This window comes from Sphingobium sp., assembly GCF_048594625.1.
Classification (GTDB): domain Bacteria; phylum Pseudomonadota; class Alphaproteobacteria; order Sphingomonadales; family Sphingomonadaceae; genus Sphingobium.
The window spans coordinates 16746-33533 of the sequence record NZ_JBMDWL010000121.1 but is presented as its reverse complement, the minus strand read 5'-3'; the positions used below and the strand labels follow the sequence as shown (position 1 = coordinate 33533).

10 protein-coding genes are annotated in these 16788 nt (G+C 60.2%); 7 read left to right on the top strand and 3 right to left on the bottom strand.

The features are described 5' to 3' along the window. The first annotated feature begins 8 nt into the window (after nt 1-8). From ACOJSJ_RS15515 to ACOJSJ_RS15500, 4 genes are all read left to right on the top strand, one after another. Nucleotides 9-1403 carry a carboxylesterase/lipase family protein gene (locus ACOJSJ_RS15515; RefSeq protein ID WP_420145875.1) on the top strand — a complete coding sequence of 465 codons (1395 nt, stop codon included), beginning with the start codon at nt 9-11 and terminating at the stop codon, nt 1401-1403. 404 nt (nt 1404-1807) lie between these two features. After that, nucleotides 1808-2995: an AAA family ATPase gene (locus ACOJSJ_RS15510; protein WP_420145874.1), complete on the top strand. Its 1188-nt coding sequence runs from the start codon at nt 1808-1810 to the stop codon at nt 2993-2995. Further along, nucleotides 2992-4008, top strand: a complete 1017-nt coding sequence (locus tag ACOJSJ_RS15505) for a ParB/RepB/Spo0J family partition protein (protein ID WP_420145873.1) — start codon at nt 2992-2994, stop codon at nt 4006-4008. Before ACOJSJ_RS15510 ends, ACOJSJ_RS15505 begins: the two co-directional genes overlap by 4 nt. 165 nt (nt 4009-4173) lie before the next feature. After that, nucleotides 4174-5355 (top strand): replication initiator protein A, encoded by a 1182-nt coding sequence (locus ACOJSJ_RS15500; protein WP_420145894.1) that lies wholly within the window; start codon nt 4174-4176, stop codon nt 5353-5355. 705 nt (nt 5356-6060) lie between these two features. Here ACOJSJ_RS15500 and ACOJSJ_RS15495 read toward each other — a convergent pair. Continuing rightward, nucleotides 6061-7077 carry a hypothetical protein gene (locus tag ACOJSJ_RS15495; protein WP_420145872.1) on the bottom strand — a complete coding sequence of 339 codons (1017 nt, stop codon included), beginning with the start codon at nt 7075-7077 and terminating at the stop codon, nt 6061-6063. Nucleotides 7078-7258: 181 nt separating this feature from the next. Here ACOJSJ_RS15495 and ACOJSJ_RS15490 point away from each other — a divergent pair, with 181 nt between their 5' ends. Further along, nucleotides 7259-10537, top strand: a complete 3279-nt coding sequence (locus tag ACOJSJ_RS15490) for a PAS-domain containing protein (RefSeq protein ID WP_420145871.1) — start codon at nt 7259-7261, stop codon at nt 10535-10537. Between the two features lie 108 nt (nt 10538-10645). On the opposite strand, the gene ACOJSJ_RS15485 is transcribed toward ACOJSJ_RS15490, so the two are convergent. Both ACOJSJ_RS15485 and acs read right to left on the bottom strand, forming a co-directional pair. Further along, nucleotides 10646-11296 carry a LuxR C-terminal-related transcriptional regulator gene (locus ACOJSJ_RS15485; protein WP_420145870.1) on the bottom strand — a complete coding sequence of 217 codons (651 nt, stop codon included), beginning with the start codon at nt 11294-11296 and terminating at the stop codon, nt 10646-10648. 150 nt (nt 11297-11446) lie between these two features. Further along, nucleotides 11447-13390: an acetate--CoA ligase gene (gene acs, locus ACOJSJ_RS15480; protein ID WP_420145869.1), complete on the bottom strand. Its 1944-nt coding sequence runs from the start codon at nt 13388-13390 to the stop codon at nt 11447-11449. 194 nt (nt 13391-13584) lie between these two features. On the opposite strand from acs, the gene ACOJSJ_RS15475 reads away from it, so the two are divergent. Both ACOJSJ_RS15475 and ACOJSJ_RS15470 read left to right on the top strand, forming a co-directional pair. Next, complete coding sequence (locus ACOJSJ_RS15475; RefSeq protein WP_420145868.1) at nt 13585-15033, top strand: DcaP family trimeric outer membrane transporter; 1449 nt, start codon at nt 13585-13587, stop codon at nt 15031-15033. A gap of 63 nt (nt 15034-15096) precedes the next feature. Next, nucleotides 15097-16767: an MFS transporter gene (locus ACOJSJ_RS15470; protein ID WP_420145867.1), complete on the top strand. Its 1671-nt coding sequence runs from the start codon at nt 15097-15099 to the stop codon at nt 16765-16767. Nucleotides 16768-16788 lie beyond the last annotated feature (21 nt).

Genomic DNA, 16788 nt, shown 5'->3' with positions numbered 1-16788 from the left:
GACGAGACATGCCCTTTTCCCTGCGCGCGATCATGCTGGCATCGCTGTTTGCCGCCCCGGCCATGGCCGCAACGCCCGAAGACGGCGCGCCGGTCGTCACCATCGCCGATGGCGCGTTGCGTGGGAATGTGGAGGATGGCGTCGTCGCGTTCAGGGGCATTCCCTTTGCCGCTCCTCCGGTGGGCGACCTGCGCTGGCGCGCGCCACAACCGGTCGCGCGGTGGCAGGGCGTGCGCGATGCCAGCCAATATGGGCATGATTGCATGCAGCTGCCCGTCCCCAGCGATGCGGCGCCCCTGGGCACGCCGCCCGCAGAGGACTGCCTGTTCATGAACGTTTGGAAACCGCAGGGGGTCATCGGCAAATTGCCGGTGATGGTGTGGATATATGGCGGCGGTTTCGTCAACGGCGGATCATCGCCGCCAACCTATTCCGGCGCGCCGCTCGCGCGGCAGGGCATCATGGTGGTGAGCTTCAACTATCGGGTCGGACGGTTCGGCACCTTTGCCCACCCTGCATTGACCAAGGCGAACGCCGACAAGGCGCTGCTCGCCAATTATGGCTATATGGATCAGATTGCAGCGCTGAAATGGGTGCGCAGCAATATCGCGGCTTTTGGCGGCGATCCAGCCAAGGTCACCATCATCGGCGAAAGCGCGGGCGGCATGTCCGTCCATGCGCTGCTGACATCGCCCATGGCGCAGGGGCTTTTCCACAAGGCGGTAATTCAGTCGGGCGGCCCCATGCCGCTGGGCGACGCGACACTGGCCGGAGCCGAAAAGATCGGCGCAGCCTTTGGCGAGGCGAAGGGCGTGGCGGCCAGCGATCCCGATGCGCTGGCGAAATTGCGGGCGCTGCCGGGCGATGCGGTGGTCGATGGTCTCAATCTGGCGGCGATGTTCGCGCCGGGCAAACGGACGCACAGCAGCCCGATCGCAGACGGGTCGATAGCGGTCGACAGTCAGGCCGCCTATAAGGCGGGCCGCTTTGCCAGGGTGCCGGTCATGATTGGCGCCACCAGCGACGATATTGGCGGTCCGACCGGGCCGATGCTGACAGGCGCGCGCGCCATGGCGCAGATGTTCGCCGGGAAGGGCGTGCCTACCTATTATTATCGTTTCTCCTATGTCGCGGATTCCGTTCGCACGGCCGAAACCAAAGGCGCCGGCCACGCCAGCGAAATTCCCTATTTCTTCGATACGGTCGCCATAAAATATGGAGATGCCACCACCGGCAGCGACCGGAGCGTGGGCCGGATCACCAGCGCCTATCTGGCGAATTTCGTCAAAAGCGGCAATCCGAATGGCAGCGGCCTCGTGTCATGGCAGCCCTATGATCCTGCCAAGGCCAATATGCTCGACATCGGCCCCAAGGCGGACGCATCCGTCGTCACGGACCGCTGAAACGGCGTGTTATCGGTTCATATCGGTCGTGGTTTCAGAATCGCTCCCACGTGTTATCGATGATGATCGATCGTGTGATCGTTTCGCACCGCTCATAGCCGAATCCCAGCATTTGCGTGATTAGGGGCAGTTTGCGGCTTCCCCTAATCACTATAATCTGTTCCTAAAAAATCTCTAATGACGCGTTCCGTGGAAATTTGACCGCCCAGTTATGGATTGATTGGCTATCCAGCAGGATCCAGACCATCCGAAGCGCGTCACTGCAGAAGTTACACTTCCCAGCCTCGCCCCCTCGATGAAAGGTGTTCGCCAGCAACCTCGTCAGCGGGTTTGACTTTTAGCGCAATTTGGGCGCATTAAACGCTAACCAAATTTCATCGTCATGATTCGGCTAGAGGGGCGCCATGTCGTTTACCGTCAACACGTTGCGTAATGTTACGACTGCGTGCCAGCAAATGCGCGATCATATCAAGACAATCGTTTTCCGTCCCGACACGCGCAAGACGCTGGACATGACATTTGGCCCCACGGTTGCCGCCGAATTGATCGGCCGCACTCCCGAAGCGCTGGCCAAAGCCGAAGCCAAAGGACGCTTGCCCCAACCCAAGCAACAGCCCAATGGCCGCCGCTATTACACCCTTGAAGATCTGACCCAGATTCGCGAGGCGCTTGGCATTCACGTCGGCAAACAGCCCGATGAAGATGCCGTCGTTCTGGCGGTTCAGAACTTCAAGGGCGGCGTCGGCAAGAGCACTATCACCAAGCATCTTGCCGACTATCTCGCTCTCCACGGCTATCGGGTGCTGGTGATCGACTGCGATCCGCAGGCTTCGACCACCACCATGTTCGACATTCAGCCCGAAACCCTGATCGATGACGACCAGACGCTGGGGACATTCCTTTCACCACGCAGCACGTTCAGCGATTTTGCCCAGACCATCCGTGACACGCCATGGCCGACCATCAAGATCGTGCCTTCAAGCCTGGGCTTGCAGGATGCCGAGTGGGATCTGACCTCTACGCTGCGTGAAGGCGGGCAGGCCGTGCGCGAAAGCCTGCAGGCACTGCGCATCGGCATATCCAGCGTGGCGAAGGATTTTGACGTCATCCTGCTCGATCCGCCGCCAGCAATGGGCTTTCTGGGCCTGAATGTCATGGCGGCCGCGACCGGTCTGCTGATCCCGGTGCCAGCGCGCCAGCTGGACTATCTGTCCACGATCCATTTCATGGACACGATCGCGGATAATATCGAAATCCTCGAACAAAATGGCACGCCGGTCAATTACGGCTTCATTCGAGTGGTCTGTTCGACCTTTTCTCCCAGTAAACCGGGCGAAAATGATATGTGGCGTATCATGCAGGCGACCTATGCAGGCCTGCTGCTGGGCCAACCTATTTTGGCGTCCGAAGAGATCAAGAATGCCACGCAGGCGTTCCGTTCCATTTACGAATCCAAACCCTCTGCATCGCATCAGACCTATATGCGGTGCCGCGACAATCTGGACGCGGTCTTCGGCGAAGTGGAGCAGCAGATCCGCCAACAATGGGCCTCCACCAGCCTGACTGGCGCCGATGCGAGTGTCGCAGCATGAGCCGCCGTTCCCTGATCAGCGAAGCGCTGGCTTCCGCTCCGGCAGAACCGGCAGCGGCGCCCGATACCGTTGCTGCCGAAGCAGCGGCCGGCCGCGTGAACTTCACCAATAAACGGCTCGAAGCCTTTGGTGAGGCCGCGCGGATCGTCAAGCGGCCTACCATCAGGCTGAAGCCCGCCGAATGCTCGATCTGGTCGGGCAATGCGCGTGACTATTCGCTGCTGGACGAACATCGTCTGCGCAGCCTGATCGATTCCATATTGGCGGAAGGCGGCAATCGCATTCCTGCGGTTGTGCGGCGGACGCCCAATGGCGCCCTGCCCTACGAATTGGTGACGGGGACGCGGCGACACTGGGCGATCAGCTGGCTCAACGCCAATCATTATCCCGACATCGATTTGATCGCGATCATCGAGGATCTGGACGATGAAGCCGCTTTTCGCCTGGCGGATATCGAGAACCGCGAGCGCGAGGATATTTCGGACCTCGAGCGCGGCCTGAACTACAAGGCTGCGGTCGATCAGTTTTACGGCGGCGTTCAGTTGCGCATGGCCGAGCGGCTGAAAATATCCAAATCGCAGCTGTCGCGTTATATTGCCCTCACCGACATCCCGCCCTTTCTGGTCAGCGCCTTTCATTCGCCGATGGATTTGCAGGCGAAATATGGCGAGAAATTGCTGCCGCTGCTGCGTGATCCGGCCACCCGAACGAAGCTGGAAGCGGCTGCAGATGAAATCGCGTCGGAACAGAGCTTCCGGCGGTCGGGTGACGAACAGCCGATTGGCGGGCCGGAAGTCATGGCGCGATTGCTCAAAGCCATGACATCCAAGGGACGTGTACAGAAAAGCGCGATTGCGGCAGGTGACGGCAAAGCCATCGGTGAGGTGGTGAAGGATCAGCAGAAGATATTGACGCTGTCCCTGACGCCATCGGATCTGTCGACGGATGATATTCTGAATGCGTTGCGTCCGATAATCGAGGCGGCCCGCATTCGTACGGGCAAGCGGCGTTAAGCGCTGGCCATGCAGGGACGAAAAGCTGAAAATGGAGATATATTCCTTATATTTCAGCTTGTTATCTATGATTTCCCCCCAGAGGGACGATGAACGGGATGGTATGTGGTGGAGCATGAAAGCGGACTAAAGACGGCGCTGAAGGAGCGTAAAGTCCAGTTCGAAATGTTCTTCACCCTGCCTGACTTCAGCGATATTTCGCTGCGTGATTATCAGGAGACGATGCAGCGCCCCTTCTTCAGCCTGTCCAAGCGCAAGCGCGTCAAGCCAATCGAATATATCAGCCCTGACAAGAGCGTCTCCGTTCATGTCTCGCCCAATCCCACCTATGGGATGGCGACGATATGGGATGCCGACGTCATGATTTATCTGGCGTCGCATCTCAACGAAATGCGCGAACGTGGTATCAATGACATGTCGCCGGTTATTCGATTGCAGCCTGGTGATTTGCTGAAACGTATCTGTTGGGGAACCAGCGGGCGTGCCTATGAACGATTGATAAGTGCGCTCGATCGATTGCAGGCGACGACGATCAAGACCAACATTCGTGCCAGCGCAAAGAGCCGTGAAACGACCTTTTCATGGATCGACAGTTATACGCATCTTGTGGATGAGCGAACCCAGCGCTCACTCGGCATGGAAATCACATTGTCGAAATGGTTCTTTGACGGCGTCATGGATAAGCGTAACGTGCTGGCCATATCACCTGCCTATTTCGAAATCACCAGTGGGCTGGGCAAATGGCTATACCGGGCATCGCGTAAACATGCCGGCGGCAATGGGCCTGAAGGTTTCATCATCGGGTTTGAAACGCTGCATCAAAAGAGCGGGAGCGAAAGCAGCTATCCGGTCTTCAAACGCAAGCTGATGGAGCTGGCGCGGTTGAACGAACTGCCCGACATCAGTCTGGAAATTATCGGAGCCGATAGCACGAAGCCCAAGATGCGGATGGTGATGCGCCGTCATCTCGCCGATCGCGTCCTGCAATCCGCAAGAAAACCTCGCGCATCGTATTCGAAGGATGAGGGCCGAGGGGAAGATTTGGTCGATCCGCGGCAGGCGATGGCCCTGATCGCACAGGCGGCTGGTGATCTGCGTAGCTCCGGCGCAGCAGGACGTAAGGCAACCACCCTCCCCTCCCCTCCCCTTCGTCGGGCGGCCGACATTCTCGACGCGGACATCTATGCGACGATCAGGACGGATTTTCCGGGATGGGACTATGATGATTTGATGCGTCGGTTCGATGCATTTCTGGGCGCCAACCCGCTGGAGCTGCCGCGCAATTATTCGAAGCGCTTCTATGGCTTTGTGAAGGAACATCATCGGCGGAACAAATACCGCCTGTAGGCCTCGTTCCGATTGGCTGAATCATGATCCGACCAGATTGAATCGGATCATACGTCCTTTCTCTTTTGCTTTCCGCATTTCCCAAGTCCGCTGATGATGCCAGCTGCTTCGAAAATGCTTCAACGTGTTTTTGGAATCGCCGTCGAAATGAACGATGGTGCGAAAGCGCCATTCCCTACCAACACGATCCGATGATCAAACAGCTGATAATTCAGTATTCTGGCTATCATCTCTACGGTGCGATCATGTTGGCGACTGCCGTTTGAGTGCAGTCAGCCGAACCGCGATATGATTCCGAAAACACGATCAATCAGTTCATAAAGGTCTACACGACCACCCTTTTCATATCAGGAGTGGCGGTAAGCCACGGCATTCAGGCACTTAGGAAATAATCCATGGATCATTTGGCCCGATGTTGGGCGAGTAGACGTGTTATCGGGTATAAATGATGCAGACGCCCTGCCCCATGCACAGTCTCGGCCGCTCTCTCCATCGCTCTCATGAGATGGCCATGACGTCGAAACCCTCTACTAATTCACGTGCTATGCGCGAACTTTGTCAAGATTGGCGTTTCTCCAGGCAAATATCGTCAAACGGCGAATGCGGAGGCGCCGGGACCGATTTCCGACCGGGGCAGGGTGTTAGATCGTGCCATGGTCGATGCTCCGGAAACAATGCCGAGCGGATGTTGGCATTGGTTCAATGCTATTCGTCGTCCCAGAAGGATTGAGACGCCATTTCATCGAACAGCGTCTTGGGGCTGGCGCGAGGAAGATGTGCTGCCAGTGGAATGGCATAGTTGCGATAGCTGCCCTGACCAGACCGTTCGATCAACAATCCGGCTTCGGTCGCGATGGCAAGCAATTTGATGGCACCAGCGGATGTCAGACCAAGCCGATCCGCAATCTGGCGACTTGTAACATAGGGGTTGGCCATGGCCATGGTAATCACATCAGGCAATCGGCCGGTACGCCGACGCGCGGCGATGACCGCTGAGGCGCGCGTCGCATAGTTACGCAGGCGCAGTTCCAGATCGAGGTGACTTTGCGCGCCAGTCACGATGGCACGGAGCCACATTCGATCGAACCCGGCCTGATCCGCGATCTTCCATGCATCGCCATTCAGTTGCATCCCAAGCGCAGCCAGACCGCCAAATGAACAACTCAGCCGACCCGGTCCATGGCGATCGCCGATCAGAAAGCCCGCGACAGCATCGCCCTTGCCGATCGGAGTTCGACTTCGCCACATCATCGCAAGGCGGGCGCCATAAAGCAGGGGAGGGGGAGAGGAGAGGTTCTTCGCCTGACTTTGCCAGTCCGCTACGCGCGGCAGAATGTCCGACCGTCTCAGGGATCGCGTATGCCAGTCGATGCCACTCGCAGGCCCGTCTTCAACGCCCAACCAGTCGAGCACAGCTGGCGCATCATTCATCAAGGCTTCGAGCGTGATCGGTGCACCCACGGCGCGGTGCCAATGCGTGAGGTCGAAAGCGCCGCCGCTGATCGTGCCGCGGCCATCAACCCGGAATGCATCAGAGTCCAAAGCGGTATCGTCGATCCACGCCAGTGCCAGTCTTTCGGCGAGAAACCGGCGGACCTTCCACGGCCGACGAACCGGGCTAAGTTGTTGCCGCTCCGCTATTCTAGCCAGCGCGGCCAGAGCGTCAGCATAGAGCGACATCGGTTCTGACGAGTCATATTCCATGACAGAAATATAGCGCATGCGGTCATAATTTGTAGCATAAAGACATATATAAAATATCTCTATATAACAATGATATAGATATTTTTAATAAATCAAATAACAAATATGGAGAGTGTGATCGATAGCGCCACTATCGAACTGATAACACGTTCGTTCATGAGTGTTTGGACGAACGGCCTGTCCGGATTATGAAATCACGATGTCCATCGCGATCCTTCTGGTCATCCTCTATGCTGTGGCGCTGTTCGGCGGCGCGACGCTGGCCCATCGCCATCGCGCGCGGTTGCGAACGTCTCGCTGGCGAATCCATGCTTATGGCCTGGCGCTCGCGGTCTATTGCACCAGCTGGACCTATTTCGGGGCGGTTGGCAGCGCAGCGACCGGGGGATGGGATTATCTGCCCATCTATCTTGGCCCGGCGCTGGTCATGGCGCTGGCCGGTGGTTTCCTGCATCGGTTGCATGTCGCCGTGCGTAGCGACGGAGCCACATCGATTTCCGATTTCATCGGTTCGCGTTTCGGCAAGAGCCGGACGATGGCCGCGCTGGTCACCATCATCCTGCTGTTCGGCACCATTCCCTATGTCGCGTTGCAATTGCGATCCGTGGCGTTCAGCTTTGCCCAGGCGTCGCATAGTGGGGAAACGACCATCCCCCTGATCGGGGCGTCGGCCGTGCTGGCGTTGTTCGCCATCCTCTTCGGCGCTCGCCGTTATCAGGTGGCGGGCCAGAATGAGGCCATCCTGTTCGCGGTGGCGACGGAATCGGTGCTGAAGCTGGCTGCATTGCTAATGGTAGCGGGGCTGGCCGGATGGCTGCTATGGTCGACGCCCGGAGCGGCAGTTGCGCACGGACTGGACGTCATGAGCAACCGCCTGTCGCCACGCGGAATAGATGGCGATTTTGTGGTGACGACATTGCTGTCGATGCTGACGATCATCTGCATGCCGCGCCATTTCTTCGTCAGCGTGATGGAGGCGCATGATCCCAAGGATATATTGCGCGCGCGATGGGGGTTCATCGCCTATCTGCTGCTGACGGTTCTGGCGGTTCCGCCGATCGCAGCGGCCGGGGTCGCGTTGCTGGGCGACAATGCGGCACCGGACCTTTTCGTCCTCAGCCTGCCGCAGCATTTCGGTTATCAGGCGCTTGCCTATCTCGTGTTCTTTGGGGGCCTTTCCGCCGCGATGGCGATGGTGGTGGTGGAAATCGTCGCCATTTCCAGCATGATTTCCAACGATCTATTCGCGCCCATCCTGCTGCGTCGTTCGACCGGCAGCATTCATATGGGCAAGCGGCTGTTGTGGGTGCGGCGCAGCGCCATCGTCGGGCTGATCGCCGCCGCCGCCTGTTATGCCATGGCGACGCCATCGACAACGCAGCTGGCGTCCGTTGGGCTGATCGCCTTTGTTGCGATAGCCCAGTGCGCCCCGGCTCTGATCTGCGCCGTCTATCGGCGCAATAATGACGCGCTGGCGGGCGGGGCGGGGCTGCTGACCGGGTTTGCCATATGGATGGTGTCGCTGTTCCTGCCGGCCGTGGACCTGCTCCCCCCCATTTTCGACCGCTGGGATGGCGTGAACCCGGTGACTATCGGTACGCTCGCCAGCCTGGGCGGCAATATGCTGGTCTATCTGCTGATGTCGCTGCGCAGCGTGGGATCGGCAGCGCTGGTGCGGCAACGCGGGATCGCACCGGTAGGCACGATGGCGGCCTTGGGCGATCTGGTGACGCGGTTCGTCGGATCGGATTTAGCGGCGGAGGCCTTTGGCGACATGCGGGGCGATCGCTCGATCGATCAGGACAGCGCCCGGACGGCAGAGCGGCTGATCGGCAGCGTGGTGGGGGCTTCATCCGCCCGCGCCATCATGGCGTCGGCGATTTCGGGGCAGGGCATGGGCTTTGCCGAAGTGGCGCAGGTGCTGGATGCGTCGGGTCAGTCGCTGCATTTCTCCCAAGGGCTGCTGGCGGCCACACTGGAAAATATCGATGTCGGCGTCAGCGTGATCGACCGCGATTTACGACTGATTGCCTGGAACAGTCGCTATCTCGACCTGTTCCGTTATCCGGCAGGAATGGTTCGGGTGGGCGTGCCGATTGCCGATCTGATCCGTTTCAATGCCGAACGCGGCGATTGCGGCCCCGGAGAAGTGGACGACCATGTCGCCCGCCGACTGGACCATATGCGCAGCCGTCAGCGACACAGTTTCGAACGTCATCGTCCTGATGGGCGAGTGATCAAGACCGTCGGCGGGGCGATGCCCGATGGTGGCTATGTCATGAGCTTTACTGACATAACGATCGAGGCGCAGGCGCGTGCGGCGACGGAGACGGCACGGCGCGACCTGGAGCAAGCGGTGGCGGAGCGCACGGCGCAGCTGTCCGACGTCAATGCGCGACTGGCGACGGCGATGGCGGACAAGACGCGGTTCCTGGCGGCGGCCAGCCATGACCTGCTGCAGCCTTTGCACGCCGCCATGCTGTTTTCATCCGCCCTGCGCCGCAAGCTGGCGGAACCGGAACAGGTGATGCTGGGACGGCTGGATCGGTCGATTGCCGGGGCGAACGATCTGTTGCGCGCATTGCTGGATATATCGCGTTTGGACGCGGGCGGGGTAACGCCGCAACCCACGCGCTTTGCGGCGCGGGCCATGCTGGTTGATCTGGTCGAGAGCCTGCGACCGCTGGCAGTGGAGAAGGGGTTGTCGCTGCGGGTCGGAGCAGGGGACGGTTGGCTCGAAACGGACCGATCCCTGTTGCGGTCGATTGTACAGAACTTTATATCAAATTCAATACGTTATACGGATGTTGGCGGCATCATAGTCGCGGCAAGGCGGCGCGGAGGTGCATTGCGGATCGAGGTGCGAGATAGCGGGATCGGCATCGCACCCGACAAGCTGGACATTATTTTCCGCGAGTTCGAACGGTTGGGCCAAGGGAGCGAGAATGGCATCGGTCTGGGACTGGCGATCGTGGAGCGATCGGCCAAGCTGATCGACGCAAAGGTCGACGTCTGGTCGCAGGCGGGCAGGGGGAGCTGTTTCGCGATCACCCTGACCGCGGTGGCGAAGCCGGGAATGCCTGTGACGGCGGGCAAGGGCGTGGCTGGCAATGACGTCGCGGGACTGCGGCTGCTGGTGGTGGATGATGACGGCGCCAATCGTGGAGCGATGCAGGCCGTGCTGGAGGCGATGGGCAATGACTGCGTGGTAGCGGCCAATGATGTCGAGGCGTTGACCGCCAAGGGCCTGTTCGACGGGGCCTTGGTCGATTTCGAACTGGGAAGCGGTCGAAACGGCATTGAAGTGATCGATGCCCTGCGCGAACGGCAACCGGGGTTGTCGGTCGCGCTGGTAACGGCCGAACGGGGCAAGGATATGTTGGCGCAGGCGAAGGGGCGGGGGGTGGCCGTCCTGTCAAAGCCGCTAGATGGCGCGGTACTGGATCAGTGGATAGGGGCGTTGGAGCGACGGGGCTGATACAGGAAGATCAGAATTTGATCCCATCAGCCTCAGCCGAATCATGCTCCGATTGTCTTTACAGCATCCTGGGAGATGTCATCTGTTCCAGACGACTTCAAAAATGCTCTAGCGATCCGCGCCGAGGCCCAGCGCGCGAGCGGCAAGTGCCGCCTGCGTACGGTTTTGGACGCCCAGCTTTGCCAGCACGGTCGTCATATGCGATTTGATGGTCGATTCCGCGACACCCAGTTCATAGGCGATCTGTTTGTTGAGCTGGCCGTCCAGCACGCCGAGGAGGACGCGTAACTGGGTAGGGGTGAGCGAAGCCACTTTGTGCGCCATATCATCGACGTCGGTCTGGATGGGGGCGAGAGGGGCAGGGCCATGCCCTTCCAACGCGGCGGCGATCGCATACTCCATCACCGACAGATCCTGATCCTTGCCGATGAAGCCGACCGCGCCGTAACGACGTGCTTCGGGGGAGGCCACATGAGCCTCCGCACTGGAAATGACGAGGATGGGGACGGACGGACGTTCGGCATGGAGCAGCGCAACGCCGGAAAAGCCAGCAGAACCGGGCATTTTGAGGTCGAGCAGGATCAACAGCAGATCGCTGGTCGCGCCAGCGATTTCGACGGCGCGGTCAAGGGTCGATGCTTCGATGATACGCGCATCGGGCGCGACGGACCCGACCGCCATGACGAGAGCCTGGCGAAACAGCGGATGGTCATCCGCCACCAATATGGCGCCGCGTGCCGCCGATACGGCGGACGGCATAGACAGGGGCGTCGTCGTCGTCAGTGTTGCGCTCCTCTCCCCCGGACCTTTACGGTCCATGGTCGCTGAAACGAGATAAGGACTTGCCCCGTTGCGGAGCAAGTCCTTTATCGTCATTCTGTTTTTCGAATTGTTGCTGAAGCAGTCGGATCAGGCGTTGATCAGCTGACTGTCGGCGATCAGCCGTTCGACCACCGATGGATCGGCAAGGGTGGAAATATCGCCCAGAGACCCGGTTTCGCCCTCCGCAATTTTGCGCAGGATGCGGCGCATGATCTTGCCCGATCGCGTCTTGGGCAGGCCGGGGGCGAACTGGATGATGTCGGGCGTGGCGATAGGGCCGATTTCATTGCGGACCCACGCGACCAGCAGCTTGCGCAGCTCCTCCGACGGCTCTTCGCCGGCGTTCAGCGTGACATAGGCATAGATGCCCTGCCCCTTTATGGGGTGAGGCATGCCGACGACGGCCGCTTCGGCGACCTTGGCGTGGGCGACGAGCGCGCTTTCGATTTCCGCCGTGCCCATGCGGTGGCCCGATACGTTGATGACATCGTCCACGCGGCCGGTAATCCAGTAATAGCCGTCCGCATCGCGCCGTGCGCCGTCGCCGGTGAAATATCGGCCGGGATAGGTTGTGAAATAAGTCTGGAAAAAGCGTTCATGGTCGCCATAGACTGTCCGCATCTGACCGGGCCAGCTTTTGGCGATGCACAGATTGCCTTCGGTCGCGCCATCCAGTTCCTTGCCCTCGGCATCGACCAGCAGGGGGTGGACGCCAAACAGGGGTTTGGTCGCGGAACCAGGCTTCAGGTCCGTCGCACCGGGCAGGGGCGCGATCAGGATGCCGCCGGTTTCCGTTTGCCACCATGTGTCGACGATGGGGCAGCGGCCATCGCCGACGATGCGGTGATACCATTCCCATGCTTCGGGATTGATCGGCTCGCCCACGCTGCCAAGGATGCGGAGCGAAGAACGACTGGACGACTGAACGAAGGCGTCGCCTTCGCGCATCAACGCGCGCAGGGCGGTGGGCGCGGTGTAGAAGATCGACACCTGCCACTTGTCGCAAATCTGCCAGAAGCGGCCATGATCGGGATAATTGGGCACGCCTTCGAACATCAGGGTCGTCGCGCCGTTGGCGAGGGGACCGTAAACGACATAGCTGTGGCCGGTGACCCAGCCGATGTCGGCGGTGCACCAGTAAATCTCGCCGGGACGATAATCGAACACATGTTCATGCGTCATCGATGCCCAGAGGAGATAGCCCCCGGTGCTGTGCAGCACGCCCTTTGGCGTACCGGTCGAGCCGGATGTGTAGAGGATGAAGAGCGGGTCTTCGGCGCCCATCGCCTGTGGCGCGTAATCGGCGGACGCGACATCGCGTGCAGGGCCGTAGAAAAGGTCGCGGCCTTCCTGCATCGGTACGTTCGCGCCGGTCCGCTGTACGACGATGACCTTTTCGACCGAGCTGCAATGGTCAAGGGCAGCGTCTACATTGGTCTTGAGGGCAACCTTCTTCCCGCCGCGCAGTCCTTCGTCGGCGGTGATGACCAGGCGGGAATCGCAGTCACGGATGCGGCTGGCAAGGCTGTCGGGGGAAAAGCCGGCAAAGACGATGGAGTGCACCGCACCAATGCGGGTGCAGGCCAGCATGGCGAATGCGGCCTCCGGAATCATCGGCAGATAGAGGGTGACGCGGTCACCGCGACGGACGCCCTGATCCGTCAGGACATTAGCGAAGCGACACACTTCCTCATGCAGCTGGCGATAGCTGATGATCCGGCTTTCGGCGGGATTGTCGCCTTCCCAGATGATGGCGGGCTGATCGCCGCGGGTTTCGAGATGACGGTCGATGCAGTTTGCGCTGACGTTCAGCTGGCCGTCGGCAAACCAGCTGATGCCGAAATCCGCTTCGTCGAAACTGCTTTCGTCGACCTTGGTAAAGGGGGTGATCCAGTCGAGACGCCGGGCCTGTTCACACCAGAAGGCATCGGCGTCCTGGGCGGCCTGCGCAGCCATGGACGCGGCGGTCGATGCGGTGATGTTCGCGTCGACGGCCAGGCCGGCCGGGACGGGATAAAGGGATTCGCTCATATGGTCACGCCCTCTCCAGAAAGCTCTTTGCATGAAGCGTAACAAAGATCGGCAGGGCCGCCATTCGACTAAAGTGGGACGGGCATCCCACCATGGTCCGCCTTCTCTCTAGAGCATGTGCGACCCCATGATGCCCGCCCCAGGCCGATAGGATGATCCCTCCGGAAAAGGAGCGCCGGCAATGGAGAGGAGTTATGATGGGACGAGCCTTCGATCGCATGGACAAGAGCGCCCGCTGGCGGCGCGGCGCGGCAATGGCGGCATTGGCCGCCGGGCTGGTCGCAAGCCCGGCCGTTCGCGCGCAGACGGCGCGGGAAGCGGAACTGGAAGCGAGGCTCAATCAGCTGGAAGCCGCCGTCGCGGCGCTGAAGGGGGAATTGCAGCAGGCGCGTGTTGACCAGCAGGCTTCCGCCGCACAGACGGCGGCATCCGCGCAGGCCGTCACGCAATCGAGCGAGACGGCAGAGAAAACCGAAACGCGGCTCGCCGCCCTCGAATCGCGCCCGACCCCGCCCGCCGAAGGGTTCAAGGTCGGATCGACCACTTTCAAGATGGGCGGTTTCGTCAAGGTCGTGGGCAGCGCCACCCGATATGACGATGGCGCGGTGGCAGGCGGATCGCTGGGCAAGGAATTCTACCTGCCGCAACAGATTCCAGTCGGCGGCGCCAACAGCAGCCGGGACATCATTGGTCACGCGCGTCAGACACGACTGTTCTTTTCGACCTCCACCCCCTTTGCGGGCAAGGAACTGACCAGCCATGTCGAATTCGACTTTGCGCTGGCCGCCGCGCCATTGGGCGCGCAGCGGGCGACCAACCCCTATAATCCGACTTTCCGTCGTGGCTTCATCACCTGGGGCAACTGGCTGGTCGGGCAGGAATGGACGACGTTCCAGAACCCCAATCATTTCCCCGAAACGACCGACTTCGTGGGTCCGATGGACGGCGCGATCTTCGTGCGACAGGCGATCATCCAATATCGTCAGCCGCTGTCGCCTGAATGGAGTCTCTATGTCTCAGCGGAAAATCCGCAGACTGAGAGGATCAGCACGACATCGGCCGCGCTGGGCGACAATGACACGGATCGCGTGCCTGACCTCGTCGCCAAGCTCGCCTATAAGGGCAAGCTGGGCGAAATGCATGTCGCGGGCATATATCGCAAACTATCCTATCATAATGATGGGATGGGCGACGATGCGACCGGTTGGGGTGTCAGTGCGGCTGGCAAGGTGCCCTTTGGCCCCAAGGGCCGCCATGACATAAGGTTCAGCGCGACCTATGGTCAGGGCATGGGTCGTTATTTCACGGTCGGTTTTGCTCCCGATGCCGTTTACGATCCGGCGCTGGGCGACAGGCTGTATGTCGTGGACAATTTCGCGGGCTTTGCTGCGCTGAAACTGGGATGGACCGACAAGTTGCGGTCGACTATCATGGCCGCCTATCAGAAGGCCTGGTATCCAGGCGGCATCACATTGCCCGACATGGCCAATGAATCGGCCTATAGCATCGCGGGTAACCTGTTCTATTCGCCTGTCAAAAATCTGGATGTGGGCGTCGAATATCGTCACGGCCAACGTGAAGTCGTCAGCGGCCTGAAAGGCCAGATCGACAGGCTGGAAATGGCCGCTAAATATACATTCTAACAGACCGACATTCCGCCGCGCCGGACAGTCGGCAGGCCGAAATCACATTGCAAGGAGGGGCTTATGGCGACGACCTATGACGACAGCCTGCCGAAACAACATGCGGCGACGCAGAACGAGAAACTCGTCATCGCCGCGTCCTCATTGGGGACGGTGTTCGAATGGTATGATTTCTATCTTTACGGCCTGCTGGCCACCTATATTTCCGCCCAGTTCTTTTCGGGCGTGAATGAAACGACGGGATTTATCTTCGCGCTCGCCGCCTTTGCGGCCGGCTTTGCCGTTCGTCCGTTCGGCGCGCTGGTATTCGGGCGGATCGGCGATCTGGTCGGGCGCAAGAACACCTTTCTCGTCACGATGGGGATCATGGGCCTGTCCACCTTTGCGGTCGGTCTGCTCCCCAGCTATGCCAGCATTGGCGTTGCGGCACCCATCATCCTGCTGATCATGCGGCTGGCGCAGGGGCTGGCGCTGGGTGGTGAATATGGGGGCGCGGCCACCTATGTCGCGGAACATGCGCCCGAAGGAAAACGCGGTCTTTATACCAGCTGGATCCAGACTACGGCGACATTCGGCCTGTTCGCGGCGCTGCTGGTGGTCATCGGTTTCCGCTTCGCGCTGGGTGAAGAAACATTCGCGGCCTGGGGCTGGCGTCTGCCGTTCCTGATTTCGATCATCCTGCTGGGCGTATCGATGTGGATCCGTCTGCAACTGAACGAAAGCCCGGTTTTCCAGAAGATGAAGGACGAGGGCAAGACGTCGAAGGCGCCGCTGACCGAGGCTTTTGGCCAATGGGGCAATTTGCGATGGGTGCTGATCGCGCTGCTGGGCGCGGTCGCGGGGCAGGCGGTGGTCTGGTATGCCGGGCAGTTCTACGCGCTGTTCTTCCTCGAAAAGACGCTGAAGGTGGATGGCGCCACGGCGAATATCCTGATCGCCATCGCGCTGGCGCTGGCTACACCCTTTTTCGTCTTCTTCGGATGGCTGTCGGACAAGATCGGGCGCAAGCCGATCATTCTGGGCGGCTGTGCACTGGCGGCGATCACCTATTTCCCGCTGTTCGGCGCACTGACCAATGCGGCCAACCCGGCGCTGGCCCATGCGCAGGCGGCGGCACCCGTCACCATTACGGTGGCGCAGGACAGCTGTTCCTTCCAGTTCGACCCGGTCGGCAAGAACAAGTTCGATGGTTCCAGCTGTGACATCGCCAAAGCCTATATGGCCAAGGCCGGGATCAGCTATGTGAATGCAGAGGCGCCCGTCGGTACGCCTGCTGTCGTGCAGGTCGGGGCGAGCCGCTTTGCGGTGCCTGATCCCACCACGCTGGGCGGCGCTGACAAGGCAGCGGCGATCACCGCATTTCAGGACGAGCTGAAGGCGGGTCTGAAGGCGGCGGGTTATCCGGCCAAGGCAGACAATGCGCAGATCAACAAGGTGGCGGTCGTCGCGATCCTGTGGGCGCTCGCGATGCTGGTCACGATGGTTTATGGCCCGATCGCCGCGATGCTGGTCGAACTTTTCCCCAGCCGCATTCGCTACACGTCGATGTCGCTGCCCTATCATATCGGTAATGGCTGGTTCGGCGGGTTCCTGCCCACCACCGCCTTTGCCATGGTCGCGGCGACCGGGGATATTTATTACGGCCTCTGGTATCCGGTCGTGATCGCGGCGATCACGGTGGTGATCGGGCTGCTGTTCCTGCCCGAAACCTTCCGCCGGAATATCGACGACTGAGACGGCGACATGGACAGTTGA

Excerpts from the sequence above, each read along its gene's own strand:
- ACOJSJ_RS15475 (WP_420145868.1), top strand. The coding sequence starts at position 13,585 with ATGATGGGACGAGCCTTCGATCGCATGGACAAGAGCGCCCGCTGGCGG.
- ACOJSJ_RS15495 (WP_420145872.1), bottom strand. The coding sequence starts at position 7,077 with ATGCGCTATATTTCTGTCATGGAATATGACTCGTCAGAACCGATGTCG.
- ACOJSJ_RS15500 (WP_420145894.1), top strand. The coding sequence starts at position 4,174 with ATGTTCTTCACCCTGCCTGACTTCAGCGATATTTCGCTGCGTGATTAT.
- ACOJSJ_RS15485 (WP_420145870.1), bottom strand. The coding sequence starts at position 11,296 with ATGCCGTCCGCCGTATCGGCGGCACGCGGCGCCATATTGGTGGCGGAT.
- ACOJSJ_RS15515 (WP_420145875.1), top strand. The coding sequence starts at position 9 with ATGCCCTTTTCCCTGCGCGCGATCATGCTGGCATCGCTGTTTGCCGCC.
- acs (WP_420145869.1), bottom strand. The coding sequence starts at position 13,390 with ATGAGCGAATCCCTTTATCCCGTCCCGGCCGGCCTGGCCGTCGACGCG.
- ACOJSJ_RS15510 (WP_420145874.1), top strand. The coding sequence starts at position 1,808 with ATGTCGTTTACCGTCAACACGTTGCGTAATGTTACGACTGCGTGCCAG.
- ACOJSJ_RS15470 (WP_420145867.1), top strand. The coding sequence starts at position 15,097 with ATGGCGACGACCTATGACGACAGCCTGCCGAAACAACATGCGGCGACG.
- ACOJSJ_RS15490 (WP_420145871.1), top strand. The coding sequence starts at position 7,259 with ATGTCCATCGCGATCCTTCTGGTCATCCTCTATGCTGTGGCGCTGTTC.
- ACOJSJ_RS15505 (WP_420145873.1), top strand. The coding sequence starts at position 2,992 with ATGAGCCGCCGTTCCCTGATCAGCGAAGCGCTGGCTTCCGCTCCGGCA.